The sequence below is a fragment of the Halomonas ventosae genome, from assembly GCF_004363555.1.
Classification (GTDB): domain Bacteria; phylum Pseudomonadota; class Gammaproteobacteria; order Pseudomonadales; family Halomonadaceae; genus Halomonas; species Halomonas ventosae.
In genome coordinates this window covers 101213-127299 of the sequence record NZ_SNZJ01000002.1, presented here as the reverse complement: position 1 = coordinate 127299, position 26087 = coordinate 101213, and the positions used below count along the sequence as shown (strand labels likewise).

The following is a 26087-nucleotide window of genomic DNA, read 5'->3' as shown; positions in this document are numbered from 1 at the left end:
TGCCATCCGGCAAGTGACTCACGCGAACGTGGCTGCTGCGTTGGCTCAAGAGCGTCGCTCGGTGACGAACAGCGTATGGCTTCCCAACACCCCGTGGCACCCGGCCGCATCGTGGCCATCGGCGGCGCCGAGGACAGGACCTCCGATCTCGAGATCCTGCGACAGGTCTTTGCCCTGGCCCCCGAGGGTCATGACGAGGTCGCCGTCATCGCCACCGCGAGCGGCATTCCCGACGAGGTGCTGCCCGACTACGAGGCGGCCTTCTCTCGCCTGGGCGCCAGCCGCGTCCATCTGCTGGGGATCCGGGACCGCCAGCAGGCGGCCGAGGATGACACCGTTCGCCTGATCGAACAGAGCGGCGTCATCTTCTTCACCGGCGGTGATCAGCTGCGCCTGACCAATGTCCTGGGGGGATCCCCGGTGCTGAGTGCCATCCGCGAACGCCTCGACAGCGGCGCAGTGGTGGCCGGGACCAGTGCCGGTGCGGCGGCCATGCCGGGCACCATGATCTACAACGGCGCCGCCGCCGATGCCCTGCGCAAGGGCGCCGTCAACATGACCTTCGGCCTCGGCTTCGTCGATGGCCTCATCATCGACAGCCACTTCCTCGAGCGCGGGCGCTTCACGCGCCTGATGGAGGTCGGCGCGAGCAATCCCGAGCACCTCGGGGTGGGCCTGGGCGAGGATGCCGGCGTGATCATCCACCCCAACGGCATCCTCGAGGCCATCGGGCCGGGCCATGTCATCCTCATCGACAGCCGGGACCTGGCGAGCTCGAACATCGCCGACCTCTCCATGGGCGAACCGGTGGCCGTCGAGCACATGATCCTCCATGCGATGGTCAGCGGCCACGGGTTCGACATCGAGGCGTGGCGCTATCTCGTCCCCCACGAACTCGGCGCCATTCTCGCGGAGCGTCGATGAACATTCTCGAGCACCGGGCACTGCGCGGCCCGAACTACTACAGCCGCTACCCGGCGATCTTCATGCGCCTGGACATCGGCGACCTCGAGGAGAAGCCAAGCGATCTCGTCCCCGGTATCGTCGAGCGGCTTACCGCCCTGCTGCCGACCCTGCAGGAGCACCGCTGCTCGGTGGGCCGGCCCGGCGGCTTCCTGGAGCGACTGGAGCGTGGCACCTGGGCCGGCCATGTCGTCGAGCATGTGGCGATCGAGCTGCAGAACCGGATCGGCTTCTCGGTGGGCTACGGCAAGACCGTCGACAGCTACGAGCGCGGTATCTACAACGTCGTCTACCGCTACCGTGACGAGGCCTGCGGCCTGGCGGCCGGGATCGAGGCCGTCGATCTCGTCGAGCGACTTTTCGCCGGCGAGGCGATCGACATGCCGGCGATCATCGACCGCCTCAAGCAGGTGCGCGACGCCCACATGCTGGGGCCCTCCACCGCCTCGATCATTGCGGCCGCCGAGCGTCGTGGCATTCCCCACATCCGCCTGAGCGAGGAAAACAGCTACATCCAGCTGGGTCACGGCCACCGCCAGCAGCGGATCCAGGCGACGGTGACCGGCCATACGGACCTGATCGGCTACGGCATCGCCGGCGACAAGGCCTGGACGAAGCAGGTGCTCGGCGATGCCGGCATTCCGGTTCCCGAGGGCCGTGTCTGCGACTGCCTCGATGACGCCCTCGAGGCCGCGCACGCCATCGGCTACCCCGTCGCGGTGAAGCCGCTGATCGGCAACCATGGCCGCGGCGTGAGCACCAACGTCGACGATGACAAGGCCCTGCGCGAGGCCTTCGGCATCGCCTCCCGCCACAACCCCTCGGTGATCGTCGAGCAGTACATCGAGGGCGAGGACCATCGCCTGCTGGTCATCGACAGCAAGCTGGTGGCCACGGCCAGGCGCCGCCCGGCACATGTGATCGGCGATGGCGTCGCCACCCTGCAGGCCCTGGTCGACAGGGAGAACCGGGACCCGCGTCGCGGCGTCGGCCACGAGAACCTGCTCACCCAGATCCAGCTCGACGAGCAGTCGCTGAGGCTGATCGGCCAGCAGGACCTGAGCCTGCAGAGCGTCATCCCGGCCGGCGTGCTCGTCTACCTGAAGCCCACGGCAAATCTCAGCACCGGCGGCACGGCCACGGACGTGACCGACGACGTCCACCCGGAAGTACGCTACGCGGCGGAGCGGATCGCGCGGCTGGTCGGGCTCGACATCATCGGCATCGACCTGCTGACCGAGACCCTGACCCGGCCCCTGGAGGAGCAGGCCGCCGCGGTGGTCGAGGTCAATGCCGGGCCCGGCTTTCGCATGCACCTGTCGCCCACTCACGGCGAGGGACGCGATGTCGGCCAGCCTGTGATCGACATGCTGTTCCCGGACAGCGAGACCGACGCCCGCCTTCCCATCGTGGCGGTGACCGGGACCAACGGCAAGACGACCACGGTACGCCTGCTCTCGCACCTGCTCCGCCAGGCGGGACGCAACGTCGGCATGGCCTGTACCGGCGCCATCGAGATCGACAACCATGTCATCATGCGCGGCGACTACAGTGGCCCTCAGGCGGCGGCCATCGTGCTGCGCGAACCCACGGTCGAATACGCCGTGCTCGAAGTGGCCCGTGGCGGCATCATGCGCCGCGGCCTCGGGTTCGACGAGTGCGACGTGGGGGTGCTGCTCAACATCGCCAGCGACCACCTGGGGGAGCATGACATCCACACCCTCGACGAGCTGGCACGCTGCAAGACCGTGGTCATCGATGCCGTGCGCCAGGGCGGGACGGCCGTGCTCAATGCCGATGACCCGCGGGTGATGGCCGGCCGGGAGTGGGCGCGGGGCGATGTCACCTTCTTCACCCTGGACCCGGAGGCTGCCTCCATCCGCCAGCATGTCCGCGATCACGGGGTGGCCTTCACGGTCCACCAGGAACGCATCGTGATGCGTCAGGGCCAGGTCGAGGCCGAGGTGATCCCGGTGGTGGACGTGCCGATCACCTTCGAGGGCCATGCCCGCTTCAATGTCGCCAATGCCCTGGCCGCCAGCGCGGCCGCCTATGCCCTGGGGCTCTCCATCGCCGATATCCAGATGGGCCTGCAGACCTTCCACCCCACCCCCGGACAGAATCCCGGACGCACCAACCTCATCGACGCCAACGGCATGAAGGTGCTGATCGACTACGGGCACAACGTGCCGGCGCTCGAGGCCTTGAGCGAACTGGTCGGCTGCATTCCGGCCCGACGACGCATCAGCGTGGCCAGCGCCCCGGGGAATCGCCGTGACGAGGACCTCGTCAGCCTAGGCACCCTGCTCGCCCGGATGCACGACGTCGTCGTCATCTACGAGACCGACGCCCGCGGTCGCGCCGTCGGTGAAGCCGCCGGCCTGCTGCGCGACGGTGCCGAAGCGATGGGGGGCTGCCGGGTCGAGATCGTCCTGGAGGAGCACCAGGCCGTCGATCGGGCCTTCGACGAGGCCTGCGAAGGTGACCTGCTGGTGCTGCTGATCGACGATGTCGAGGGCGCCATCGAGCGCCTGAAGGGTCGTCGCTTCTCGCCGCCGGCGGCGACTGACCCCAGCGGTGAGTCACCATGATGCCCCTGGATGAGCGGGACGCCCCCCTGCTGACCCTGCTGCGCGTCGGTGGCATCTTCGCGCCACAACCCCTCGAGGCGACCGACCTGCTGATCGCCGACGGCCGGATCGCCGCGCTGGGGCGAGATCTCGCCGTGCCGGAAGGTTGGCCCGTGCGCCTGGTGGAGGCTCGCGACCTCGTCGCCGTTCCCGCCTTCATCGACCAGCATGTGCATGTGACCGGTGGCGGCGGCGAAGGCGGCTGCGGCACCCGCTGCCCGGAGATCACCGCCCGGGAGATCGCCGCCATGGGCATCGGCACCGTGGTGGGGGTGCTGGGCACCGACGGCATCAGCCGTTCCCCGGCGGACCTGCTGGCCAAGGTCCGGGGACTCAGGGCCGAGGGCATCGCGGCCTACATGTACACGGGGTCGTATCGCGTGCCGCCACCGACCCTCACCGGCGACCTGCAGCGCGACCTGGCCTGGATCCCCGAGGTCATCGGCCTGGGCGAACTGGCGATCTCGGACCACCGCTCCAGCCAGCCCCGCCAGGACGAGATCGCGCGGCTGGTCAGCGAGGTGCGCGTCGGTGCCATGCTGGCCGGCAAGCTCGGCATCTGCCACTTCCATGTCGGGGACGGCCAACGGGGGCTCGAGCCGCTGCGCCGGCTGCTCGCGGAGACCGAGATTCCCGCCGAGCAGCTGATCCCCACCCACGTCAACCGCCACCGCGTGCTGCTAGAGGAGGCCGCCGACTATGCGCTGGCCTTTGCCGCCAGCGTGGATGTGACCGCCTTCGAGGACCCCGGCGAGGAGGGCCTCTCCGGCTTCGATGCCGTCTCCCGGCTGCTCGCGCGCGGCGTGCCGGTCGAGCACATCACCATGAGCTCGGACTGCAACGGCAGCCTGCCCGAGTTCGATGCTCAGGGTAACTACATCGGCATGCGGGTGGCGCGCAACACCGCCCTGATCGCGGACTGGCAGCGCCTGGTGCGCGAGGAGGTGCTGCCACTCGACCAGGCCCTGGGCCTGATCTCGGGAAACGTGGCGCGGGTGCTGGGACTCGATGGCCAGAAGGGTCGCCTGGCCGAAGGTTTCGACGCCGACGTGACCCTGCTCGACGACGATCTCCAGCCGCAGCAGACCTTCGTGGCAGGGAATCGCGTCCATTCCAGGGACGACTCGCCGTAGCGCCGCGGGCGCCTCAGTCCCGAGCGCCCCTCGGCGGCGGCGTCGCCCTTGCCCAGCCTTCCAGGGCGCGACCCAGGCGCATCAGGGCATAGACCAGGAACGGCGTCAGCAGCATCAGGCCGATGCCCCAGTCGCGGTTGTTGATCAACCATACCAGCGGCAACACCACCGCCACGGCGACCAGGCACCAGGCCGCCACGGCAAGGATCAGTCGGGTTTGAACGGTCATGGTGCGCTCCTCGGCGATGGTTCGACGGACAATAGGCTCAGGTGGCGATGATCTGGCGGTAGATGCCCGGCAGGGCCAGCGACAGGTGCTCCGGGCGCTGCACGATGGCGTAGCCGCCGCGACCGAACAGGTGGGGGATATACTGCCCCGCCTCGCGGTCGATGGTCACCCCGAACACCCGCACCTCCTGGCGCCGCGCCTCGAGCACCGCCTTGCGGGTGTCCTCGATGCCGTAGCGCCCCTCGTAGTAGTCGTTGTCGTTGGGCTTGCCGTCGGTGAGCATCAGCAGCAGCCGATGCCGGTTGGGGCGCTCGCTCAACTGCCTGGTCAGGTGACGAATGGCGGGCCCCATGCGGGTATAAGAGCCAGGCTTGAGCGCCGAGATGCGCCGCGACACCCGCTCCCCCATGGGCTCGTCGAACTCCTTCAGGGTGTTGACCCACACCTTGTGGCGGCGCTGGGAGGTGAAGCTGTGGATCGAGTAGTCGTCGCCACAGCCGGCCAGGCCATGGCCAAGCACCAGCAGCGCCTCCTTGGCCACATCGAGTACGCGGCGGTCCTGCAGCCAGGCCTCGGTGGAGAGCGAGACATCCACCAGGATCGATACCGCCAGGTCACGGGCCTGGGTGCGGCTGGCCAGGTAGAGGCGGTCGCTGGCCTCGCCGGTGGCGGCCAGGTCGCAGCGTGAGCGGATCACCGCGTCCATGTCGAGCTCGCTGCCATCCAGCTGGCCGCGCAGGATCTCGCGCCGCGGGCGCAGCGCCTCGAACTCGCGACGCACCCGGCGGATGCGACGGCGGGTCGCCTCGTCGGGCTCCCACGCCTCTCCCTCCTCGCTCTGCATGTCGCTGAGTACCACGCAGTGGTCGGGTAGGTAGGCCTGCTTGCGGTGGTTCCATTCGGGATAGAGGTGCCTTCCCTTGAGACGGCCGCCAGCGACCTCGTCGGGGGCCAGGTCGAGGTCAAGCTTGAGCCGGGAGGCCGCCTTCTTGCGGTTGGAGCTGAGCACGATCTCGTCCATCTGGTCGGCCGCCTGGCGCGCCTCGTCCTCCTCCTCGTCCTCCACGTGGCGATTGAGGTTCACCATCTCCGCCCAGGAGAGCATCTTCTCCATGTTGTTGAGCATCAGCGGGTCGTCACGGTCGGCCTGGTCCTGCTCGCGGCGGTCGGCCTTGCGCTTGCCGTGGTCATCGTCGGGCGAGGCGGCGGCGCTGGCCAGTTCCTCGTCGTCGTCCACGCTCTGCTCGCGAGCGCCGTCGCGGGTGCCCAGGGTGACCGCCTGGCCCCACAGCGGCACCGGCAGCGGCGGGCGGTAGCCGCGCGGCGCGCGGAACTCCTCCAGCGGGAAGTCCGGCTCACGGATGGCGCGCTGCATGGCCAGGGCCCAGCCTTCCTCGGGGTCGGGAGCACCCAGCTCGGCGCATATTGCAGCCTCCAGTGCCGCCTCCATGGGCGGCAGGCGCCTGCGCTGTGGGCGGATGGCCAGCAGCTCGCCACAAAGGCGCACGTAGCGATCCGTCAGCCCGGGGAAGCGCGCCAGGGCGGCACGGGCGGTACGACGCGCCTCGCGCAGGCGCGCCAGGTCAGCCTGCAGGGGATCCGCGGGATACGTCAGTGGCCGTGCCTCGGCCAGGTAGGCGGTCAGCCACAGGTAGAGGTCGCGATTGAGGGCGGCCTCGGGGAAGAGCGCCAGGCGCGGCGGCAGCAGCAGGTTCTCCTCGTCGCGACGGGCCTGGTCGAGGGCCTCCTCGTCGAGCCCCAGCCGCTGGCGCAGGCTTAGCCGGTGGGCGGAACCGCGACGGGCGATGGCGGCCACCTCGACCCCGGCCTCGCCGCCGCCGGCACGGAAGAAGACGCCGAGCATGGGACGCAGGCTCTCGAGGCTGACCGCCGCCTCGGGATGGTCCGGATAGCTCGCCGCGCCGGAGGCCCAGCGGTGCCAGAAGCGGCCGACGGTCTCCTCGACCTCAAGAAAGTCCAGCATGTATGCGCTCCTGGATGGTAATGGTGGCTATTGCGGGAGCAGTCGGTTCGACGCCTCGAATTGCACGGCGATGTTTACCCTCCACCCTTCGCGGTGCGAGCACCGCTCCCACATGTGAAGAGAGCCTGCCGCCTTGCCGTCGTTCAGCCAAAGGTGGCGTGAATGGCTTCCATGAGCCCCTCCTGGACGTCCGCATCGTCGGAGAGCGGCTCCACCAGGGTGGCGCGGGCGGCAGCGAGGATCGGCATGCCGGCCTGGATCAGGGTCGCGCAGTAGACCAGCAGGCGCGTGGAGACGCCCTCCTCCAGGTCCTGGCCCTTCATGTCGCGCAGGCTGGCCGCCAGGTTGACGAGTGCCGCACAGCGCTCCGGCGCGAGGCCGCTCTCGCGGGCGACGATGTCACGCTCCACCTGGGGGGGCGGGAAGTCGAAGGACATCGCCACGAAGCGCTGGCGGGTGCTCGGTTTCAGGGACTTGAGGATGTGCTGGTAGCCGGGGTTGTAGGAGACCACCAGCATGAAGTCTTCCGGCGCCTCGAGCAGCTCGCCGGTGCGCTCCAGCGGCAGCAGCCGCCGGTCGTCGGTCAGGGGGTGCATCACCACGGTGACGTCCTTGCGGGCTTCCACCACCTCGTCGAGATAGCAGATGCCGCCCTCACGCACGGCGCGCGTCAGGGGGCCGTCGACCCAGCGGGTCTCGCCGCCCTGCAGCAGGTAGCGCCCGGTGAGGTCGGCGGCGGTCAGATCATCGTGGCAGGAGACGGTGAACAGCGGCTTGCCGAGCTTGGCCGCCATGTGGCTGACGAAGCGGGTCTTGCCACAGCCGGTCGGCCCCTTGAGCAGCAGCGGCAGGCGCTGCTGGAACGCCTGCTCGAACATGGCGCACTCGTTGCCGACGCTCTGGTAGTAGGGAATCTCTTGCTCGCTGGCGTTGGCGGCCACGGGGGAAAGGGGCATGGGGTCACTCCCGTCAGGGTGAACGAAAGAGGGCCCCGAGCGGGGCCCTCGGGTGTCAGGCGCGCTCGGGGCCTGCGGTCAGCTGGGTGCCACCGGCCGGCACCTGCTCGCGGGCCGGGCCGAAGAAGGCGTAGATCAGCATCACCGCCCCCACGGCCACCGCGATACCGGCGCCCAGGCGCATCATGTAGAAGAGGCCGAGCTGGTCCTGCACCTCCATGTAGTTCATGCCCAGCACGCGCTGCAGGTGGGTCTGGACGACACCGGCGAAGGTCAGCGTGAAGGTCATGAAGCACATGGCACCGGTCATGACCCAGAAGCCCCACATGTTCAGCACCTGATTGTAGGGCTGGACGCGGCGCAGCTGCGGCATGGCGAAGGTGATGACGCCGAGGATCAGCATCACGTAGGCCCCGTAGAAGGCCAGGTGGCCGTGGGCGGCGGTGACCTGGGTACCATGGCTGTAGTAGTTGATCCAGTGCAGGGTGTGCATGAAGCCCCACACGCCGGCGCCGAAGAAGGCCACGGTCGGGCACCCCAGGGCCCACAGCATGGCGGCCTTGTTGGGGTGGTTACGGCTGCCCTTCCAGAACATGGTGAAGGCGAACACCACCATGGCGAAGAAGGGGATCACCTCCAGGGTGGAGAAGATGCTGCCGATGGGCTGCCAGTAGCTCGGCGCGCCGATCCAGTAGTAGTGGTGGCCGGTGCCCAGCAGGCCCGAGAAGAGCGACAGGCCGACGATGATGTAGAGCCACTTCTCGATCACCTCGCGGTCGACGCCGGTCATCTTGATCAGCAGGTAGCCCAGCAGCGCCGCCATGATCAGCTCCCAGACCCCCTCGACCCAGAGGTGCACCACCCACCACCAGTAGAGCTTGTCCACGGCGAGGTTGGTGGGGTTGTAGAAGGCGAACAGCCAGAACACCGCGGCCAGCCACAGGCCCAGCATCAGCACCAGGTTGATGGCGGTTCGGCGGCCCTTGAGCAGGGTCATGCTGGTGTTGAACAGGAACATCAGGAAGGAGATGGTGATCAGCACCTTGACCCAGAACGGCTGCTCCAGGAACTCGCGCCCCTCGTGGATCCCGAACTGGTAGCCGACCAGCGCCGCGGCCCCGGCGAAGGCGAAGATCGCCAGCTGGATGTAGGCGATGGTGGGGCTGTGGATCTCCTGCTCGGCCTCTTCCGGCATCAGGTAGTAGGTGCAGCCCATGAAGCCGAGCAGCAGCCAGACGATCAGCAGGTTGGTATGGCTGACGCGCATGATGTTGAAGGGCATCAGCTCGGCCATGAAGTTGGGCCAGGCATAGACGGTGGCGGCCAGCAGCCCGAAGACGACCTGCAGCGCGAAGAGCGCCATGGCCACCATGAAGAATGGCAGCGCCACCTTCTGGGTTTCGTATTTCATCGGTATCGTTCTCCTTGATTTATCCGCGATCCGGCGATCCGGCGTTCAGGCGGCTCAGCCGGCGGGATGCGGCGGCCAGTCCTGGTCGTCGATACCGTCGGTCCACTCCAGGAAGTCGATCAGCGCCTGCATCTCCTCCTCGCTGAAGTCGTAGGCCGGCATCTGGCGGCGCCCCTCGGCCCCCAGCGGCTGGGCCCGGATCCAGGCGGCGAGACCCGCGCGGGCCGCCTCCGGGTTCTGGTGTCCTCCGTAGCGCTCCCAGACGTTGCCCAGCTCCGGCGCGAAGTAGGCGCCCTCGCCCATGATGCTGTGGCAGTTGATGCACATGTTCTTTTCCCACACTTCCTTGCCGTGCTTGACGGACTCGGTGAGCCCCTCGCTGTCGGTGGACGTGTTGACCATGTACCAGTGGCTGTGAGCCGTCAGTGCGGCAAACAGCAGAAAGAAGAACAGCGACCCGCCGTAGAAGATGTTGCGGGCCGCCGACTTGGTGAGACCGTCGGCCATGGACCATACCCCCTTGCTCGTGTGGCAGTGCCGCCGCCCTTTGCGGCATGCAGCCCTGCGCCCCTTTTAAGATGTATCGCAGATACATGTTAAGCGTAGCAGCAGAGCACGGGGTGGGGCTTTGACGCCGGTCAATTTCCGGGGAAGGAAGGTGGGCGACAGCCGAACGGGGTGCCGCCCGGGAGGGGCTCAGTGACCGAGGATCTGGCCGAGGAACAGCTGGGTGCGCTCGGACTTCGGGTGGTTGAAGAAGGTCTCGGGAGGCGCCTCTTCGATGATCTGTCCCTGGTCCATGAAGATCACCCGGTCGGCCACGGTCTTGGCGAAGCCCATCTCGTGGGTCACGCAGAGCATGGTCATGCCGTCGCGGGCCAGCTCGACCATGACATCGAGCACCTCCTTGATCATCTCGGGGTCCAGCGCCGAGGTCGGCTCGTCGAAGAGCATCACCTCCGGCTGCATGCACAGCGCCCGGGCGATGGCCACCCGCTGCTGCTGGCCACCGGAGAGCTGGCCCGGGTACTTTCGGGCCTGGTCGGCGATCTGCACCCGCTCGAGGATCTCCATCGCCGTGCGCTCGGCCTCGGCGCGCGGCTTCTTCTGCACCCAGGTCTGGGAGATGCAGCAGTTATCCAGCACGCTCAGGTGGGGAAAGAGGTTGAAGTGCTGGAACACCATGCCGACATTGCGGCGGATCTGCTCGATGCGCTTCACGTCGCGGGTCATGGGCATGCCATTGACCACGATGCGCCCCTCCTGGTGTTCCTCGAGGTGGTTGATGCAGCGGATCAGGGTCGACTTGCCCGAGCCCGAGGGGCCGCAGATGACGATGCGCTCGCCCCGCGCCACCGTCAGGTCGATGTCGCGCAGCACATGGAAGTCGCCGTACCACTTGTTGAGCCCGGCGATCTCGATCATCGGCGAGTCGGCGCGGGCGGCGTTTGCCTGGTTCATGAGAGAGTCCCGTTCGTGGTTGTCAGTTGCGGTGGCCGGTGTGCAGGCGCCGTTCGATGTACTGGCTGTAGCGCGACATGCTGAAGCAGAACACCCAGAACACCAGGGCCGCGAAGACATAGCCCTCGGTGGCGAACCCCAGCCAGTCGCTGTCGGTCAGCCCTGCGCGGATGATCGCCAGCAGGTCGAAGAGCCCGATGATCAGCACCAGGGAGGTGTCCTTGAACAGCGCGATGAAGGTGTTGACGATGCCGGGGATGACCAGCTTGAGCGCCTGGGGCAGCACGATCAGCGCCATGCGCTGCCAGTAGCCCATGCCCAGCGCCTTGGCGGCCTCTTCCTGCCCGCCGGGAATGGCCTGGAGCCCCCCGCGCACCACCTCGGCCATGTAGGCGCTCCAGAACAGCATGATGCCCACCAGGGCGCGCAGCAGCTTGTCGAACTCCACCTGGGTCGGCACGAAGAGCGGCAGCATCACCGAGGCCATGAACAGCACGGTGATCAGCGGCACGCCGCGCCAGAACTCGATGAACACCACGCAGAAGCCACGCACCAGCGGCATCTGCGAACGGCGTCCCAGTGCCAGCACCACGCCGATGGGCAGCGAGCCGACGATCCCCACGGTGGCGATGGTCAGGGTCAGCATCAGCCCGCCCCAGTCGCGGGTCGGTACGTGTTCGAGGCCGAAGCTACCGCCCACCAGCAGGAAGAAGGCCACCACGGGGAAGCCCACCAGCGCGAACAGCCCCACCCAGCGCTTGGCGGGCAGGCGCGGGATGGCCAGCCAGGCCACCAGCGCGGCCATCAGCAGGAAGACCAGGTCCACCCGCCAGCGCTCGGCCGCGGGGTAGAAGCCATAGACGAGGGATTCGAAGCGGGCGCTGATGAAGACCCAGCAGGCCCCCTCGCCGCTGCACGCCTCCCGGGAGTCGCCGAGCCAGTCGGCCTGGAATACCGCCCACTGCAGCGCCGGCCACAGCAGCCAGGCCAGCAGGGCGGCGGTGACCAGGGTCACCGCCCCGTTGAGCGGCGTATTGAAGAGATTGGCCCTCAGCCAGCCCATCGCCCCCCGGCGCATGTCGGGTGCTCGGCGCTCGGGAATCATCTCGGTTCGGGTCGAGGTCGCTTCCATGTCACCGCTCCTTGAGCAGGGTGCGCGCGTTGTAGAGGTTCATCAGCGCGGACACCACCAGGTTGATCAGCAGGTAGACGGCCATGGTCATGGCGACGATCTCGATGGCCTGCCCGGTCTGGTTCAGCGCCGTGCCGGAGAACACCGCCACCAGGTCCGGGTAGCCGATCGCCGTGGCCAGCGAGGAGTTCTTGATCAGGTTGAGGTGCTGGCTGGTCAGCTGCGGCACGATCACCCGCATCGCCTGGGGAATCACCACCTTGCGCAGGATGATGCCGGCGGGCAGGCTCAGCGCCTTGGCCGCCTCCACCTGCCCCTGGGGCACCGACTGGATGCCCGAGCGCACGATCTCGGCGATGAAGGAGGCGGTGTAGATGGAGAGCGCAAGCCACAGCGCCATCAGCTCGGGCAGGATCGTCACGCCGCCCTGGAAGTTGAAGCCCTTGAGCGCCGGGATGGACCACTCCAGGGGCATGCCGGTGGCAAGGAAGGTGGCGAGCGGCAGGCCGACCAGCAGCAGGGCGCCCAGCTTGAACACCGGCAGCGGCCGGCCGGTTTCTGCCTGGCGGCGCCTCGCGAAGCGCACCAGCCACCAGGTGGCGACCACCGCCACCAGCAGCGCCCAGGGGGTGGCGGCGAAGCCCGGAAGCGCCTGGGGGTCGGGCAGGACCACGCCGCGCACGTTGAGGAAGATCGCCTCGAACAGCGAGTGGCTGTTGCGCGGGCTGGGCAGGGCCTGCAGCACGGCGAAGTACCAGAACAGGATCTGCACCAGCAGCGGGATGTTGCGGAAGATCTCCACGTAGGCGCTGGCCAGCCGGGCCAGCAGCCAGTTGGGCGACAGCCGGGCGATGCCCACGGCGAAGCCGATCAGGGTCGCCGCCACGATGCCCATGGCGGAGACCAGCAGGGTATTGAGCAGCCCCACCACGAAAGTGCGGGCATAGGTGCTGTCGCCGGAGTACTCGATCAGCGTCTGGGGAATGGAGAAGCCGGCACGCTCCTGGAGGAAGCCGAAGCCGGTGGTGATCCCCCGGGCCTCGAGGTTGGCCAGGGTGTTGGACACCACCATGGCGATGAATGCCCCCAGCGCCAGCAGCAGGATGCCCTGCACCAGCAGGGCGCGGAATGTGGGGTCACGCCACAGCGGCCCCCGCTCCCGTGAGGAAGAACGCAGCATAACGAGCCTCGCAGACGTACCCGAAACGGCACCACGCATGTCGCCATGCGTGGTGCCCGGTCATTGGACGTTCAGGATGGGTCAGCGGATAGGCGGTGCGTAGAGGATGCCGCCCTCATTCCACAGCGCGTTCACGCCACGGCTGATCTGCATGGGGGAGTCCTCACCCACGGTGCTGGCGAACACCTCGCCGTAGTTGCCGACATGGCTGATCAGGTTGTAGGCCCAATCGTTATCGAGGCCCAGCTGCTCGCCGTAGTCGCCATCCACGCCCAGCAGGCGGGCCACTTGGGGATTGGGCGGATCGGCCTTCATCTCGTCGACGTTGTCGCTGTTCACCCCGAGCTCTTCGGCATTGACCATGGCGAAGATCGACCACTGGACGATGTCCAGCCACTGGTCATCGCCCTGGCGCACCACGGGCCCGAGCGGCTCCTTGGAGATCAGCGTCTCGAGGATCTCGACGCTGTCCGGCTCCGGCAGCTGCAGGCGCAGGGCGCTGAGCTGGGAAGTGTCGGAGGTCAGGATGTCGCAGCGGCCGCTGGCGAAGCCCTGGGCGGTCTGGTCGGGGGTGTCGAAGGTGACGGTCTGGATCTCGATGCCGCGGGAGGGGAAGTAGTCGGCCAGGTTGAGCTCGTGGGTGGTGCCGGACTGGATGCAGATCGAGGCGCCGTCGAACTGGTCGGGGCCCTCGATGCCCAGGTCCTTGGCGACCATGAAGCCCTGGCCATCGTAGAAGGTGGTGGCGGTGAAGTTCAGGCCCAGCGAGTTGTCGCGGGTCGCGGTCCAGGTGGTGTTGCGCGAGAGGACGTCGATCTCGCCGGACTGCAGGGCGGTGAATCGCTCCTTGGCGGTCAGCGGCGTGAAGGAGACCGCCTCGGGATCATCGAAGATGGCGGCGGCGATACCGCGGCAGGTCTCCACGTCCAGCCCTTGCCAGGTGCCATCCTGATCGGGCGAGGAGAAGCCCGAGAGGCCGACGTTGACGCCACAGCGCAGTTCGCCCCGCTCCTGCACCTCGTCCAGGGTGGCCGCCGAGGCGGACGAGACCATGCCGACGCAGAGGGCAGCGGCGGAAAGGGAGAGCAGTGTCTTGTTGTTGTACCGCATGAAAAGACTCCAGGGTCTGATATGTCGAGTGTTGCTGATGCAGCAGACTCGAAACTAGCAGACCTCGGAGCCTCGTCGCCAGCCGGCGATTAAACGCTTGTCCCAGCGGCCCCGGGGCCGCCGGGGTCAGGAGTCGGTGATGTCCTCGATCCAGGTCAGGGCCGCAACGCCGCTGGGCAGGCCCAGGGTGGGGATGGCCAGCATGGCCACCTGCTTGAGGGCCGCGGCGGATTCGCCCTCCTCCAGGCCGCGACGCACATGGGAGTGCACGGCGCCCTCGGAGCGCGCGCCCACGGCCAGCGCCAGCTTGACCAGGCGCCGTGTGCGCGCGTCCAGCGGGCCGGACTCGGCACAGGCCCGACCCAGCTCGGAATAGGCCTCCCAGATTTCGGGATACTGCTCGGCCACCTGGCCGGCGCCGGCGGGAAGTTCCTGTTTCGACATGAGATCGTCCTTCTGAAGAAGAGTGGCGGGGACAGTATAGGCCAGCACGGCCGCCCCCTGCGTCACGCCAACCAGGAGAGTGGGCTGTGGCGGATCGCCGCGCCCAGCATGTAGGCGAAGGTGGCCACCGCGGCCAGGGCGGCGACGGCCCTCGTCCGCGGCGTCCTGCCACGCTTGATCGCCACCGTGCCAAGGCCGATGTAGGCCAGCAGGGCGATCAGCTTGGCCGCCAGCCAGGGGTGCTGATGGGGCCAGGCGGAGAGCATCACCATCAGCACCACGCCCAGCACCAGCAGGGTGGTATCGATAAGGTGGGGCGCCACCCTCACCCAGCGTGCCTTGAGGACCGCCGCCTCGCGCACCGACCACCAGGCCCTCAGCATGAAGAAGAGGATGCTCAGGGTGGCGGCGGTGACGTGCAGGTGCTTGATCAGGACATAGTGTTCGATCATGGTGCGCTCCCCAGGCCGCGGCTAGCCGTCCTTGCTGTCGGCCCGGGCCGACAGCAGCGGCCCCGTATAGTGGACGAGGAAGATGCCGTAGGCCAGACACCAGAAGATGATGCCCAGGTTGTAGGTCCAGTGGGTGATCTGCGGAAAGAGCGCCAGCACCGGCGAGCGCAGCAGGGCCGCGGCCACCATCAGCCCCAGGGCCACCCCGATGCCCGGCAGGGTACGGATGGGGCGTGCGGTGTGGCCCAGCGAGACCCGCGACATCATTGCCAGCATCATGGTGCCCATGCCACCGATGGTCAGGGCGTGTACCGCCAGCTCGGCCCGGAAGGTCCCCAGCACCGCCAGGGCCCACATCGCCAGGCCCACGGGGATGAAGGCGTAGCTCAGGTGCAGTCCCCACAGCAGCGGCTCGCGCCAGCTGTAAAGGCCTCCCCAGCGCGACAGCCGCACGGCGTTGGCCAGGGCGGCCAGGCCCATCAGGGCCGCCAGCAGGGCGTCGGGGATCGCCACGCCGAGCATCACCAGCAACTGGCCCATCACCACCGCCATGACGCTGCCGAGGCTCACATACTCCAGCGCCGGGATCGGCGGCTTGCGGGTCAGGCCCAGGCGGTTGGCGGTGAACATGGCGATCACCCGGCCGCCCACCACCACCATCAGCAGGGTGAACAGCAGCACCGCCAGGTAGGCGGCCTGGCGGATCAGCTCGGCGTCGCCGGTCAATACCCCCAGGTGCATGGCCAGGTTGGCCAGCGTCAGCAGCGCCAGGGCCGGCAGGAAGACCAGGTTGCGCCAGCGCTTCGCGGCGATCACCAGCCGGGCCATGACCCCCGCCACCACCGGCAGGAACGCCAGGTCGGCCAGCACCGGTAGCCAGGGCGGCAGGCCCAGGGGAAAGGCCATCAGCAGCCGCCCGGCCAGCCAGACCCCGACCAGCGCCAGCAGGGGGCCACCCTTGAGGCTGGGCAGGCCGGTCCAGTTCTGCACCGCGGTGAGCAGGAAGCCCGCCACCACGGCGGCGGCGAAGCCGAAGAGCATCTCGTGCTGGTGCCAGAACATCAGCCCACCGAAGGGACGCAGCAGGATGTCGCCGTGCCAGAAGGCGAGCCACACCCCCATCGAGAGCACGCTGAACAGCGCCGCCAGCAGGAAGAAGGGGCGAAAGGCCAGGCGCGCCACCGGCAGGCGCGACAGCGTGGAGGAGCGGACGGAAGAGGAGGAGGTCGATTGCATGGCGCCATACCCGACTAAAACGCTTGGTTATGGCCATTGTGCCCCACTCCCGGCGCGCCTTCCATGACAGGCATCAAGAATACTTCTTATGAGAAAGGCCGTTCATTCCTGTCGCGAGCGAAGAGAGGCTGGCCGCCGCCGGAGCGGAGCAACCGGAGTTGACTGGCGGCTCAATGAGGATTTGACCGGGCCGGCGTTCCGGTACCGCCGGCGGCCAGGATCCCTAGGTTCGTTCCCGACGAACCAACGCACTTCCCACTTCCATGTGGGTCGTCGAGCGCAGCAAGGAATGACGGCTTTTCGACTCAGTGGCTGGTGCCTTCCTCGTACCGCGTCTTGTTCCAGACGTTGTACTTGCCGGAGGGCTTGCTCATGGGAATGCGCTTCTCCTCCTCCAGGGTATCGCCGTCATAGACGATCACCGCGCCGTCCTGCTCCCAGAGGCTGAGCAGCAGCTTCTCGCCATAGCGGTCGAACTCCACGTGGGCGGCGGTCTTGCCGGGCTCGGGAATCAGCGTCTCGACGATCTCCAGGCTCGCCTTGTCGATGACATGGACCCGGTCGCGGTTGGGGCCGAAGAAGACATCCGCCCAGACATAGGGCGAGTTGGCGTGGCTGCGCATGAAGAAGCCAGGGCCGTCGGTCTCGAGGGTCTTGATCACCGTCCAGTCGGTCATGTCGATGATCGACACCGCCGCCCGGGTGAGGTGGGGCGTCGCCATCACCCGGCGCCCCTCGTGCTCCCAGGTGATGCCCGAGCCCAGGTGAGGCATCCCCTCCAGGGGCAGGTCGGCCACCTTCTCGCCGCTGTCGAGGTTCACCACCATGCCGCCCTGGCCGTCACTCTCCCCACCTCGGGAGGCGCCGATGACGTGCTCGTAGTCGAGATCGAAGAAGAAGTCGTCCAGGTAGTCGGGCACCGGGATGCGCCGCACCTGGAAGTTGGGCGTGTCATGCCCGCGGCGCTGCTCGAGCGGCGTGGCCATATGGCCGGTGGAGACCACCGGCTCGGTGGGCAGCGGCCAGGGGATCTCCCACACCTCCTGCAGGTCCTTGAGGGCGGCGATGAAGCTGCCTCGCGGCGGCGCGGCGTAGACGGCGCTGACCCGGGAGCTCTCGCCCTCCTCGCCCACCGCCGGGTAGACCTTCATCAGGTCGAGGTTGTGGGCATCGAACAGCACCAGGCTGTGGGGCAGATAGTTGGCGGCCATCACGTAGCGGCCGTCGGCGGAGACGGCGATGTTGCGCATGTTGATGCCGGCGCGCACCTCGGCCACCACCTCCATGTTGTAGATGTCGTACTTGGTGATCCAGCCGTCCCGGGAGCCGAAGAAGACGTGGCGCCCGTCGGGGGTGTACTTGGGCCCACCGTGCAGGGCGTAGCGGGTCTCGAAGCGGTGGATCCGCTCGAAGGTGTCGCCGTCCAGCAGGCTGGCGTGGTGGTCGCCGGTCTCCACCACGATGAAGAGGTTGAGCGGGTCGGCGTCGAAGCGCGGCACATCCGGCAAGGTTCCATCCGGATGGGTGACCTCGTGGCTGGCGAGGATCTCGTCGCGCCCCCAGATGGGTTCGACCTCGGGCTCCCGGTAGATCCACTCGGCCAGGGAGCGAATCTGATCGTCATCGAGCTGCTCGCCGAAGCCCGGCATCTGGCTGGCCGCTCGCCCATCGCGGATCACCGCCTCGGCGGCGGCAGGCTTGAGCCGCGAGAGGTTGCCCGGCAGCAGCGCCGGGCCGATACCGCCCAGGCGCTCCTCGCCATGGCAGGAGGCGCACTGGGCCTGGTAGAGCGCGCGGGTATCGTCGGCACCGGCCGGGGCCATGGCCGTGACCAGCAGCGCGGCGGCCAGGGGCGGCAGGAACAACCGGAGGGAGACGACGCATTTCACAGGGCAATCCGCTCCCGCACCAGTTCCAGGGTCTCGCCCTCGGCGAAGGTCGACTCCCTGGGGGCCGGCTGGGCCAGGGTGCCGGCCAGGCGCACCACCTCGCCCACCACGATCAGGGTGGGCGGCTTGAGCCCCTCCCGGGCGATGGTCTCGACCAGCTCGCCCAGGCAGGTGATCACCTGGCGCTGCTCGGGGGTGGTGCCCCGCTCCACCAGGGCCACCGGATGGTCCGCGGGCAGGCCGTGGTCCTGCAGCTTGCGGCTGATCAGCTCGGCGTTGGCCAGCCCCATGTAGAAGACCGCCGTATGATGGGGCACCGCCAGGGAGGTCCAGTCCAGGGCCAGGTCGCCGTCGCCCTTGCAGTGCCCGGTGACGAAGGTGACGCTCTGGGCGTGGTCGCGATGGGTCAGCGGGAAACCGCCATAGGCGGCACACCCCTGGGCGGAGGTGATCCCCGGCACCACCCGGAAATGGATGCCGTGCGCGATCAGCACCTCGGCCTCCTCGCCCCCCCGGCCGAAGATGTAGGGGTCGCCGCCCTTGAGCCGCACGACCCGCTTGCCCTCCCCGGCCAGGCGCACCAGCAGGGCGTTGGTCTCCTCCTGGGTCAGGGCATGGCATCGCGAGGCCTTGCCCACGTAGAAGCGCCGGGCGCGGGGGCTCGCCAGGGCCAGCACCTCGCGGGAGACCAGGCGGTCGAAGACCAGACAGTCGGCCTGCTCGAGCAGCGACAGGGCGCGCAGGGTCAGAAGCCCCGGGTCACCGGGCCCGGCACCGACGATGGCCACCTCGCCGGGCGCCAGGGGCGACTCGGCGAGATCATAGGAAACGCGACGTGACGGCATGGCGATACTCCTCGCAAGCCTCAGGTGATTTCGACGGCCTGGATGGCCTCATAGGGTGGAGAGACATAGGGGGCAGAGATACGGCGCTCATCGGCGCCCTCGACCCCGATCTCGCGGTTGGTCAGGTAGCAGCCGGGATCCTCTTCCCAGGGGTCACCGGAGACCTTCCAGGCCCGCACCCGGGTGTTGCCGTTGCAGATCGGCAGGAAGTGGCACTCGCCGCAGCGTCCCTTGAGCGGCCGCGGCCGCTGGCGGAAACCGACCATCAGCGGGTCGGTGGTATCGCGCCAGATCTCCGAGAAGGGCCGCTCGCGGACACTGCCCAGGTCGTGGTCCCACCAGAAGGTGTCCGGGTGGACGTGGCCCAGGTTGTCGATGTTGGCGATATGCTCGCCGGAGGCGTTCCCCCCCCAGTTGAGCAGGCGCTGCTCCAGGGCCTCGGCCTGCTCGGGGAAGTGCTCCCGGGCCCACATCAGCAGGAAGGGACCGTCGGCGTCGTTGTTGCCGGTGACGTACTCGCGCTCCACGCCGCGCTCGAGCTCCTCGCGGCAGTGGTCGAAGAGCCGGGTCATGGCGTCGCGGGTCATGCGGTACCAGGCGTCCTGCTTGCTGTGACGCCGGCCGCGGCCGCCGTAGTTGAGGTGCGAGAGGTAGAACTTGTCGACGTCGTGCTCGTCGAGCAGCGCCAGGATGTCGCCGAGCTGCTCGTAATTCTCGCGGGTCAGGGTGAAGCGCAGCCCGACCTTGATGCCGCGCTCCTTGCACAGCTTCACCGCGTGCATCGACTCGCGAAAGGCGCCCTGGCGCTGGCGGATGACGTCGTGGGTGGCCTCCAGGCCATCGATGCTGATGCCCACGTAGTCGTAACCCACGTCGGCGATCTCGTCGATATTCTCCTCGGTGATCAAGGTGCCGTTGGTGGAGAGCCCGGTGTAGATCCCCAATTCCCGGGAGCGACGCGACAGCTCGAAGATGTCGGGGCGCATCAGCGGCTCCCCGCCGGAGAGGATCAGCGCCGGCACCCGGAAGGCAGCGAGGTCGTCAAGGACGGCGTGGGCTTCGGCGGTGGAGAGCTCGCCGGCGAAGTCGATGTCCGCCGAGGTGGTGTAGCAGTGCTTGCAGGTCAGGTTGCAGCGGCGGATCAGGTTCCAGATCACCACCGGGCCGGGCGGCTTGCGTGCCGGCCCTATGGTTTCATGACCCAGGGGGGCCGGTTCCATCAGGCTCTTGATATAGCGGGTGACGCGGAACATGGCGTTCTCCTGCCTTGGTTACGCTTGCCCGGCGCGGCGCGACAGGCGCAGCCCGGTCTTCTTGAGAATGCGCGAGCTGTAGAGGATGCGATGGTCGCGGCACGCCTCGCCCAGGCGCTCGCGCAGCACCGCGGCCTGGCGCTCGACCTCCTCCCGGCTGTGGCCGTGGAGCATGGCGAACAGGTTGTAGGGCCAGTGGGGCAGGTGGCGCGGGCGGCGATAGCAGTGGCTGACGCCCTCGATGGCGGCCACCTCGCGGCCCAGGCGCTCGACCTCGGCGTCGTCCACGTCCCACACCGTCATGCCGTTGGCCACGTAGCCGAGACGGTAGTGGTTGGGTACCGCCGCGACCCGGCGGATCACCCCGCGCTCCTGCATCGCCCGCATGCGCTCGAGCACCTCGGCGCCGTCGAGGCCCACCTCGCGCCCCACCGCCCCCCAGGGGTCAGGGACCAGCGGCAGGCCGGCCTGGGTGGCCAGCACGATGGCGCGGTCGGCGGCGTCGAGTCCCCGGGTGTCGCGCTCCGGCAACTCGCCACCCGGGGCCGGCCTAGACGGGCAGGTGGAGACGGACATGGAACTCCTCCTCCTTGGGCATGTTGTAGACCGGCAGGCCGGTGGCCGCCTCGATGCCGGCGATGGCCGCGTCGATGGCCTCGGGCGTCTCGGTGGCCAGCACGAACCACATGTTGAGCGCGTGCTCGCGGCGATAGTTGTGGGCCACCTCGGGGAAGGCGTTGACCACCTGAGTGACCCGCTCATAGTCGGCCTCGGGCACCGCCAGCGCCGCCAGTGTCAGGCCACCGCCCAGCCGTTCGGCGTGGTACATGGGCCCGAAACGGCTCAGCACCCCGCCCTCGCGCAGGCGCTCCAGCCGATACAGCAGGTCGCCCTCGGCGATGCCCAGCGTCTCGGCCACCGCCGCATAGGGGCGTGGCTCCAGGGGCAGGCCCTCCTGCAGGCAGTTGATCAGGCGACGATCGACGGCGTCGAGGTCTTCCAGGGTCATGCCGCCCCCTCCCGCACGTAGCGACCGCCGCACTGGCGGTAGGCGTGGGTGCTGAACAGCACCCGGTGCTCCAGCTCGCCCAGGTCCAGGCGCTCGACGATGGCGGCGAGTTCCCCCAGCACCCGCTCGCGGCGGGCACCGTGGATCATGCAGAAGAGGTTGTAGGGCCAGTCGGGCAGGCGCCGCGGGCGGCGGTAGCAGAGCGTCACCGCGGTCTCCCGGGCGAGCCGGCGCCCGACCAGGGCGACCCGCTCGTCCGGCACGTCCCACACCACCATGGCATTGGCCTGGATCCCCAGGCGGCGATGGCGCACCACCAGCCCCAGGCGCTTGATCATGCCGTCCGCCTGCCAGCGGCGCACGCAGGCCATCACCTCTTCCTCGGCCATGCCGGCCTGCTCGGCCAGGGCCTGCCAGGGCCTCGGGGTGAGTGGCAGCCCCTGCTCCAGCAGGGCGCGCAGGCGACGGTGGGCATCCGGCTCGCCCGGCGCGCGGGCGGTATCGAGGGACAGCGGGGTCGCGGTGCTCATGTGCGCTCCAGTTCGGCCCAGGGAATGGGGAAGGAGAGGTCGATATGGAAGCCCTCCAGCATCGGCAGGCGCAGGATCGGTAATCCCAGGCGTGACTCAAGGGTCTCGAGCCGCGCCTCGAGCTCGGGCTCGTCCGGCGCGGTCATCACGAACCAGAGGTTGTAGTCGTGTTCACGGGCATAGTTGTGGTTGACGCCGGGGGCGGCGTTGATGAGCTCTGCGAAGGCATCGCGCTCGGCCTCGGGCACGGCCACGGCGGCGAGCAGGCTGGCGCCGGCCCGGGCGTGGTCGAAGACCGGCCCCACCCGGCTCAGCACGCCCCGGGCCTGCAGGCATTCCAGGCGCGCGATCACCTCGGCCTCCGAGGTGCCCAGGCGCTCGGCCACGGTGTGGAAGGGGCGGGTGCAGACCGGCAGGCCACGCTGGTAGCTGTCGATCAGGCGGCGATCCAGGGTATCGAGGTCTCGGGCTTGGTTCTTCGGGGCTTGGCAATGCATCGGCACAGCTCACTTGCGGCGGGTGGCGGCGGGCTTGCGCCCGCCGCCGGTTCCCGATCAGTAGATGTCTTTCTGGGTGTTGATCACGTTGAACTTGCCGGTCGGCGTGACCAGGCGCTCATCCTTGATCACGTGCTTCAGCTCGCGGGTCTCGTCATCCACGATCACCAGGGCGGAAGTCTCGTCCATGGTGTTCCAGACGGAGAACCACACCTCGTCACCGGCCTGGTTGTACTCCGGCTGCACCACGCGCTTCACGCCCTCGCCCACGTCGGCCCACTCGGCGATCGGCAGCACCTCGTAGCCGGCCTCCAGGTCGTTGACATCGAAGACCGCCACGCTCTGGCTGGGCCCTTCGCCCGGGTTGAGGGCGGTGTCGACGTAGAGGTTGTCGGACTCCGGGTGGGTCTTGATGAACAACGAGCCGCCGCCCTGGCCTTCCAGGGTGCGTACCACCTGCCAGGCGTTGTCGGGATGCCCCTCCGGGTCGGTGCCGATCAGCTGGATGGTGTTGTCGCCCAGGTGGCTGGTGGCCCACACCGGCCCGAACTCGGGATCGACGAAGTTGGCGCCGCGGCCCGGGTGCGGGATCTTGCCCACGTCGACGATCGCCTCGAGCTCACGCTCCTGGGCATCGATCACCACGATCTGGTTGGACTCGTTGGCCGCGGTGAGGAAGTAGCGGCCCGAGGCGTCCCAGCCGCCGTCGTGCAGGAAGCGGGAGGTATCGATCTCCACCATGGAGAGGGCATCCAGGTTCTCGTAGTTCACCAGCTGGACCTTGCCGGTCTCCTTGACGTTGACGATGAACTCGGGGTGCTGGTGGGAGGCGACGATGGCCGCCACGCGGGGCTCAGGGTGGTACTCCTGGGTGTCCACGGTCATGCCGCGGGTGCTGACGATCTTCTTCGGCTCCAGGGTCTCGCCGTCCATGATCACGTACTGCGGCGGCCAGTAGGCGCCGGCGATCGCCAGGTCGTCCTCGTAGCCCTCGAACTTGGAGGTCTCGACGGAGCGTGCCTCCATGCCGATCTTGATGGTGGCGACGATGCTCGGGTCTTCCATCCACAGGTCGATCATGTCGACCTTGGCGTCGCGGCCGATGACGAACAGGTAGCGGCCGGAGGCAGACATGCGCGAGATGTGCACCGCATAGCCGGTGTCGAGAATCTTGACGATCTCCTTGGACGCACCGTCGATCAGCGCGATCTGGCCGGCGTCCCGCAGGGTGACCGAGAAGAGGTTCTCGATGTCCAGGTCGTTCATCTGCTCGGTGGGGCGGTCCTCCGGTGCGACCTTCACCTCCCAGGTCTCCATCATCTCCGGCATGCCGAACTCCGGCGGCACCGGCGGCTCGTGCATGACGTACTTGGCCATCAGCTCGACCTCGTCATCGGTGAGGTCGCCGGAGGTGCCCCAGTTGGGCATGCCGGCCGCGGAGCCGTAGGTGATGAAGGCCTTGAGGTACTCCAGGCCGCGCTCCTGGGTGATATCGGTGGTCAGCGGCTTGCCGGTGGCCCCCTTGCGCAGCACGCCGTGGCAGCCGGCGCAGCGCTGGAAGTAGATCTCCTTGGCCTTCTCGAACTCGGCCTCGGTCAGGTCCGGCGCACCGGGAGACGTGACCACCTTGGCGGACTTCGGGTCCATGGCCGACGGCGCGCCCTGGTAGGCGCTCTTGGACTCATCGACACCCTTGTGGCCATCCTGAGCCTGGGCCGCACTGATCCCCAGGGCGACGGTGGTCACCGCCACCGCCAGGGGCTTGAGATACCAGTCTTTCTTCATCATCGTTCCACCTCTGTCATGATCCTTGAATGCGCTGTCGCCAGGTCATGGGCGAGTCATTGTTGTCGTTCGCCGGATGGCCACCCGAAGCTGTACGGCCGATGACCTTCCTGCGCCAGAGATTGGCCCATTAACGCGTATAATTCATGCATCTTTAACGGCTCCCACGCCGCTTTCCCCGGCAAGGTTGACCTGTGTCAAAGGGGCTCCGGCCTACCTCCAAAGAGACATTGCGAGCCCGGAGGGATCATGCTTCATGGGCCCTGCAGGGCGACGCTTTGACCCCCGTCAAGGCACGCCCGGCCGCCAGCGGTGACACTGCCTCCAGCCACGACACCGGGCCCGCCCGAGGAGATGCCATGCCCCTTTCCGTCCCCCGCCGTCTGCTGATGGCGCTCTGCTGGCTGCCGGTGGCCGCCCTGGCCGATGGTTCGCTCTCCGACGAGCGGGAGCAGGAGCTCGAGACCCTGCTCTACCAGGACTGCGGCTCCTGCCATGGCATGACCCTGCGCGGCGGCCTCGGCCCGGCGCTTCCCGAGTCGCGCATGAACGCCTACAGCCGCGACGGGCTGGCCGCGCTGATCCTCAACGGCGTCGCCGGCACCGCCATGCCCGGCTGGGCAGGCCTGCTCACCGAGGAGGAGGCGCGCTGGCTCGCCGACCACCTGCAGAACGACAACCCCCTGGAAGAGTGACCCTGCCATGCCCTTGATGCCTGCCCCCCTTCGCAAGCCCCTCGCCGCCGTCTCGCTGCTCGCCCTGCTGGCCGGCTGCCAGGCCACCCCGAATACCGAGCTGCGCGGCACCGGCGACCTCGGCGTGGTGGTGGAGCGCGCCACCGGTAGCCTGGCGGTGGTGGATACCAGCGAGCGCCGCATCCTCGAGCGGGTGGAGGGACTGGGCGACCTCTCCCACGCCTCGGTGAAGTTCTCCCGCGATGCCCGCTACGCCTTTGTCTTCGGCCGCGACGGCGGGCTGAGCCGGGTCGACCTGCTCACCGGCGAGATCACCCACCGGGTGATGCAGTCCGGCAACAGCATCGGTGGCGCCATCTCCCAGGATGGCGCCCTGGTGGCGGTGGCCAACTACGAGCCGGGCGGCGTGAAGATCTTCGATAGCGAGACCCTGGAGGAGGTGGCGGAGATTCCGGCGACCTACCGGGACGAGGACGGCCAGGAACAGCGCTCCAAGGTGGTGGGCCTGGTGGATGCCCCCGGCAACCGCTTCGTCTACAGCCTGTTCGAGGCCGGCGAGATCCATATGGTGGACATGAGCGGGGGCGCCCCCGAGGTGACGCGCTTCACCGATATCGGCGAGGCACCCTACGACGCCCTGATCGGCCCCAACGGGCGCTACTACATCGCCGGGCTGTTCGGGGAGGACGGCCTGGCACTGCTCGACCTCTGGCATCCGGAGGCGGGGGTGCAGCGCATCCTGCCCGACTACGGCCGCGGCGAGGAGCGCCTGCCGGTCTACAAGATGCCCCACCTGGAGGGCTGGGCGATGGCCGGCGACGAGGCCTGGCTGCCGGCGGTAGGCCGCCACGAGGTGCTCCTCGCCGATAGTGACGACTGGTCACTGGTGGAGCGCATTGCCGTCCACGGCCAGCCGATCTTCGTGATGTCCCGCCCCGACGAGCGCCAGGTATGGGTCAACTTCGCCCATCCCGACAACAATGTGGTGCAGGTGATCGACACCGAGTCCCGCGAGATCGTTGCCACTCTGGAACCGGGTGAGGCGGTGCTGCACATGGAGTTCACCCCCCGGGGCGAGCAGGTATGGATCTCGGCCCGGGACAGCGACCGGTTGGTGGTCTACGACACCCGCACCCTGGAGGAGGTCGCCCGGCTCGAGAGCGAGTCGCCCAGCGGCATCTTCTTTACCGACCGGGCGCACCGTATCGGGTTGTAAGAGAGGGGGCCCGGCCCCTCTACGACCTGTCACTGACGCCCTCGCTG

General features: G+C 68.3%; 25 protein-coding genes. 5 read left to right on the top strand and 20 right to left on the bottom strand.

Going from position 1 to position 26087, the window contains the following annotated elements; all coding sequences use genetic code 11:
• Positions 1–75 precede the first annotated feature (75 nt).
• The 3 genes from DFP85_RS02080 to iadA are packed head-to-tail and all read left to right on the top strand — an operon-like array spanning position 76 to position 4726.
• The gene (locus tag DFP85_RS02080; RefSeq protein ID WP_133634470.1) at positions 76–924 is read left to right on the top strand and encodes a cyanophycinase; all 849 of its coding nucleotides are present in this window, start codon (positions 76–78) and stop codon (positions 922–924) included.
• Complete coding sequence (cphA, locus tag DFP85_RS02075) at positions 921–3554, top strand: cyanophycin synthetase (protein WP_133634468.1); 2634 nt, start codon at positions 921–923, stop codon at positions 3552–3554. Before DFP85_RS02080 ends, cphA begins: the two co-directional genes overlap by 4 nt.
• Complete coding sequence (gene iadA, locus DFP85_RS02070; protein WP_133634466.1) at positions 3551–4726, top strand: beta-aspartyl-peptidase; 1176 nt, start codon at positions 3551–3553, stop codon at positions 4724–4726. Before cphA ends, iadA begins: the two co-directional genes overlap by 4 nt.
• A gap of 13 nt (positions 4727–4739) precedes the next feature.
• On the opposite strand, the gene DFP85_RS02065 is transcribed toward iadA, so the two are convergent.
• From DFP85_RS02065 to DFP85_RS01975, 20 genes are all read right to left on the bottom strand, one after another.
• On the bottom strand, positions 4740–4955 hold the full coding sequence (locus tag DFP85_RS02065) for a hypothetical protein (protein ID WP_133634464.1): 216 nt from the start codon (positions 4953–4955) through the stop codon (positions 4740–4742).
• Positions 4956–4992: 37 nt separating this feature from the next.
• Positions 4993–6939 carry a nitric oxide reductase activation protein NorD gene (locus tag DFP85_RS02060; protein WP_133634462.1) on the bottom strand — a complete coding sequence of 649 codons (1947 nt, stop codon included), beginning with the start codon at positions 6937–6939 and terminating at the stop codon, positions 4993–4995.
• Between the two features lie 143 nt (positions 6940–7082).
• Complete coding sequence (locus DFP85_RS02055; protein ID WP_133634460.1) at positions 7083–7895, bottom strand: CbbQ/NirQ/NorQ/GpvN family protein; 813 nt, start codon at positions 7893–7895, stop codon at positions 7083–7085.
• Between the two features lie 55 nt (positions 7896–7950).
• Positions 7951–9306 (bottom strand): cbb3-type cytochrome c oxidase subunit I, encoded by a 1356-nt coding sequence (locus DFP85_RS02050; protein WP_133634458.1) that lies wholly within the window; start codon positions 9304–9306, stop codon positions 7951–7953.
• Positions 9307–9360: 54 nt separating this feature from the next.
• Positions 9361–9813 (bottom strand): c-type cytochrome, encoded by a 453-nt coding sequence (locus DFP85_RS02045; protein ID WP_133634456.1) that lies wholly within the window; start codon positions 9811–9813, stop codon positions 9361–9363.
• A gap of 189 nt (positions 9814–10002) precedes the next feature.
• Complete coding sequence (locus tag DFP85_RS02040) at positions 10003–10731, bottom strand: amino acid ABC transporter ATP-binding protein (protein WP_133634759.1); 729 nt, start codon at positions 10729–10731, stop codon at positions 10003–10005.
• 58 nt (positions 10732–10789) lie between these two features.
• On the bottom strand, positions 10790–11899 hold the full coding sequence (locus DFP85_RS02035; protein WP_133634454.1) for an amino acid ABC transporter permease: 1110 nt from the start codon (positions 11897–11899) through the stop codon (positions 10790–10792).
• A gap of 1 nt (position 11900) precedes the next feature.
• A complete protein-coding gene (locus tag DFP85_RS02030) occupies positions 11901–13079 on the bottom strand; it encodes an amino acid ABC transporter permease (protein WP_133634453.1) in 1179 nt (392 codons plus the stop codon).
• A gap of 81 nt (positions 13080–13160) precedes the next feature.
• Complete coding sequence (locus tag DFP85_RS02025) at positions 13161–14189, bottom strand: amino acid ABC transporter substrate-binding protein (RefSeq protein WP_133634451.1); 1029 nt, start codon at positions 14187–14189, stop codon at positions 13161–13163.
• A gap of 126 nt (positions 14190–14315) precedes the next feature.
• The gene (locus tag DFP85_RS02020) at positions 14316–14633 is read right to left on the bottom strand and encodes a carboxymuconolactone decarboxylase family protein (protein ID WP_133634449.1); all 318 of its coding nucleotides are present in this window, start codon (positions 14631–14633) and stop codon (positions 14316–14318) included.
• A gap of 62 nt (positions 14634–14695) precedes the next feature.
• The gene (locus DFP85_RS02015) at positions 14696–15085 is read right to left on the bottom strand and encodes a SirB2 family protein (protein WP_424955070.1); all 390 of its coding nucleotides are present in this window, start codon (positions 15083–15085) and stop codon (positions 14696–14698) included.
• A gap of 21 nt (positions 15086–15106) precedes the next feature.
• Complete coding sequence (locus DFP85_RS02010) at positions 15107–16321, bottom strand: NnrS family protein (protein WP_133634447.1); 1215 nt, start codon at positions 16319–16321, stop codon at positions 15107–15109.
• Positions 16322–16626: 305 nt separating this feature from the next.
• A complete protein-coding gene (locus DFP85_RS02005) occupies positions 16627–18210 on the bottom strand; it encodes a nitrite reductase (RefSeq protein ID WP_279512912.1) in 1584 nt (527 codons plus the stop codon).
• Positions 18207–19055, bottom strand: a complete 849-nt coding sequence (cobA, locus tag DFP85_RS02000) for a uroporphyrinogen-III C-methyltransferase (protein WP_133634445.1) — start codon at positions 19053–19055, stop codon at positions 18207–18209. Before cobA ends, DFP85_RS02005 begins: the two co-directional genes overlap by 4 nt.
• Positions 19056–19075: 20 nt before the next feature.
• The gene (gene nirJ, locus DFP85_RS01995; protein ID WP_133634443.1) at positions 19076–20308 is read right to left on the bottom strand and encodes a heme d1 biosynthesis radical SAM protein NirJ; all 1233 of its coding nucleotides are present in this window, start codon (positions 20306–20308) and stop codon (positions 19076–19078) included.
• A gap of 18 nt (positions 20309–20326) precedes the next feature.
• Positions 20327–20884: a siroheme decarboxylase subunit beta gene (ahbB, locus tag DFP85_RS18840; protein ID WP_166644573.1), complete on the bottom strand. Its 558-nt coding sequence runs from the start codon at positions 20882–20884 to the stop codon at positions 20327–20329.
• The gene (locus DFP85_RS18835; protein ID WP_166644572.1) at positions 20859–21317 is read right to left on the bottom strand and encodes an Lrp/AsnC family transcriptional regulator; all 459 of its coding nucleotides are present in this window, start codon (positions 21315–21317) and stop codon (positions 20859–20861) included. Before DFP85_RS18835 ends, ahbB (DFP85_RS18840) begins: the two co-directional genes overlap by 26 nt.
• On the bottom strand, positions 21314–21847 hold the full coding sequence (gene ahbB / locus DFP85_RS01985) for a siroheme decarboxylase subunit beta (RefSeq protein ID WP_166644571.1): 534 nt from the start codon (positions 21845–21847) through the stop codon (positions 21314–21316). Before ahbB (DFP85_RS01985) ends, DFP85_RS18835 begins: the two co-directional genes overlap by 4 nt.
• Positions 21844–22344, bottom strand: coding sequence for an AsnC family transcriptional regulator (locus tag DFP85_RS01980; RefSeq protein ID WP_133634441.1), 501 nt, complete (start codon positions 22342–22344; stop codon positions 21844–21846). The genes ahbB (DFP85_RS01985) and DFP85_RS01980 overlap by 4 nt, the downstream gene beginning before the upstream one ends.
• 57 nt (positions 22345–22401) lie before the next feature.
• On the bottom strand, positions 22402–24132 hold the full coding sequence (locus DFP85_RS01975) for a nitrite reductase (RefSeq protein WP_133634438.1): 1731 nt from the start codon (positions 24130–24132) through the stop codon (positions 22402–22404).
• Between the two features lie 356 nt (positions 24133–24488).
• Between DFP85_RS01975 and DFP85_RS01970 the strand changes: the two genes are divergently transcribed.
• Both DFP85_RS01970 and DFP85_RS01965 read left to right on the top strand, forming a co-directional pair.
• A complete protein-coding gene (locus tag DFP85_RS01970) occupies positions 24489–24824 on the top strand; it encodes a c-type cytochrome (protein ID WP_133634436.1) in 336 nt (111 codons plus the stop codon).
• Positions 24825–24831: 7 nt separating this feature from the next.
• Complete coding sequence (locus DFP85_RS01965; protein ID WP_279512911.1) at positions 24832–26040, top strand: cytochrome D1 domain-containing protein; 1209 nt, start codon at positions 24832–24834, stop codon at positions 26038–26040.
• The last annotated feature ends 47 nt before the right edge of the window (positions 26041–26087 follow it).

Excerpts from the sequence above, each read along its gene's own strand:
- nirJ (WP_133634443.1), bottom strand. The coding sequence starts at position 20,308 with ATGTTCCGCGTCACCCGCTATATCAAGAGCCTGATGGAACCGGCCCCC.
- ahbB (WP_166644571.1), bottom strand. The coding sequence starts at position 21,847 with ATGAGCACCGCGACCCCGCTGTCCCTCGATACCGCCCGCGCGCCGGGC.
- DFP85_RS02020 (WP_133634449.1), bottom strand. The coding sequence starts at position 14,633 with ATGTCGAAACAGGAACTTCCCGCCGGCGCCGGCCAGGTGGCCGAGCAG.
- DFP85_RS01970 (WP_133634436.1), top strand. The coding sequence starts at position 24,489 with ATGCCCCTTTCCGTCCCCCGCCGTCTGCTGATGGCGCTCTGCTGGCTG.
- iadA (WP_133634466.1), top strand. The coding sequence starts at position 3,551 with ATGATGCCCCTGGATGAGCGGGACGCCCCCCTGCTGACCCTGCTGCGC.
- DFP85_RS02050 (WP_133634458.1), bottom strand. The coding sequence starts at position 9,306 with ATGAAATACGAAACCCAGAAGGTGGCGCTGCCATTCTTCATGGTGGCC.
- DFP85_RS01980 (WP_133634441.1), bottom strand. The coding sequence starts at position 22,344 with ATGCATTGCCAAGCCCCGAAGAACCAAGCCCGAGACCTCGATACCCTG.
- DFP85_RS01975 (WP_133634438.1), bottom strand. The coding sequence starts at position 24,132 with ATGATGAAGAAAGACTGGTATCTCAAGCCCCTGGCGGTGGCGGTGACC.
- DFP85_RS02080 (WP_133634470.1), top strand. The coding sequence starts at position 76 with ATGGCTTCCCAACACCCCGTGGCACCCGGCCGCATCGTGGCCATCGGC.
- ahbB (WP_166644573.1), bottom strand. The coding sequence starts at position 20,884 with ATGTCCGTCTCCACCTGCCCGTCTAGGCCGGCCCCGGGTGGCGAGTTG.
- cphA (WP_133634468.1), top strand. The coding sequence starts at position 921 with ATGAACATTCTCGAGCACCGGGCACTGCGCGGCCCGAACTACTACAGC.
- DFP85_RS02040 (WP_133634759.1), bottom strand. The coding sequence starts at position 10,731 with ATGATCGAGATCGCCGGGCTCAACAAGTGGTACGGCGACTTCCATGTG.
- DFP85_RS02025 (WP_133634451.1), bottom strand. The coding sequence starts at position 14,189 with ATGCGGTACAACAACAAGACACTGCTCTCCCTTTCCGCCGCTGCCCTC.
- DFP85_RS02060 (WP_133634462.1), bottom strand. The coding sequence starts at position 6,939 with ATGCTGGACTTTCTTGAGGTCGAGGAGACCGTCGGCCGCTTCTGGCAC.
- DFP85_RS18835 (WP_166644572.1), bottom strand. The coding sequence starts at position 21,317 with ATGACCCTGGAAGACCTCGACGCCGTCGATCGTCGCCTGATCAACTGC.
- DFP85_RS02065 (WP_133634464.1), bottom strand. The coding sequence starts at position 4,955 with ATGACCGTTCAAACCCGACTGATCCTTGCCGTGGCGGCCTGGTGCCTG.
- cobA (WP_133634445.1), bottom strand. The coding sequence starts at position 19,055 with ATGCCGTCACGTCGCGTTTCCTATGATCTCGCCGAGTCGCCCCTGGCG.
- DFP85_RS02035 (WP_133634454.1), bottom strand. The coding sequence starts at position 11,899 with ATGGAAGCGACCTCGACCCGAACCGAGATGATTCCCGAGCGCCGAGCA.
- DFP85_RS02045 (WP_133634456.1), bottom strand. The coding sequence starts at position 9,813 with ATGGCCGACGGTCTCACCAAGTCGGCGGCCCGCAACATCTTCTACGGC.
- DFP85_RS02010 (WP_133634447.1), bottom strand. The coding sequence starts at position 16,321 with ATGCAATCGACCTCCTCCTCTTCCGTCCGCTCCTCCACGCTGTCGCGC.
- DFP85_RS02055 (WP_133634460.1), bottom strand. The coding sequence starts at position 7,895 with ATGCCCCTTTCCCCCGTGGCCGCCAACGCCAGCGAGCAAGAGATTCCC.
- DFP85_RS02015 (WP_424955070.1), bottom strand. The coding sequence starts at position 15,085 with ATGATCGAACACTATGTCCTGATCAAGCACCTGCACGTCACCGCCGCC.
- DFP85_RS01965 (WP_279512911.1), top strand. The coding sequence starts at position 24,832 with ATGCCCTTGATGCCTGCCCCCCTTCGCAAGCCCCTCGCCGCCGTCTCG.
- DFP85_RS02030 (WP_133634453.1), bottom strand. The coding sequence starts at position 13,079 with ATGCTGCGTTCTTCCTCACGGGAGCGGGGGCCGCTGTGGCGTGACCCC.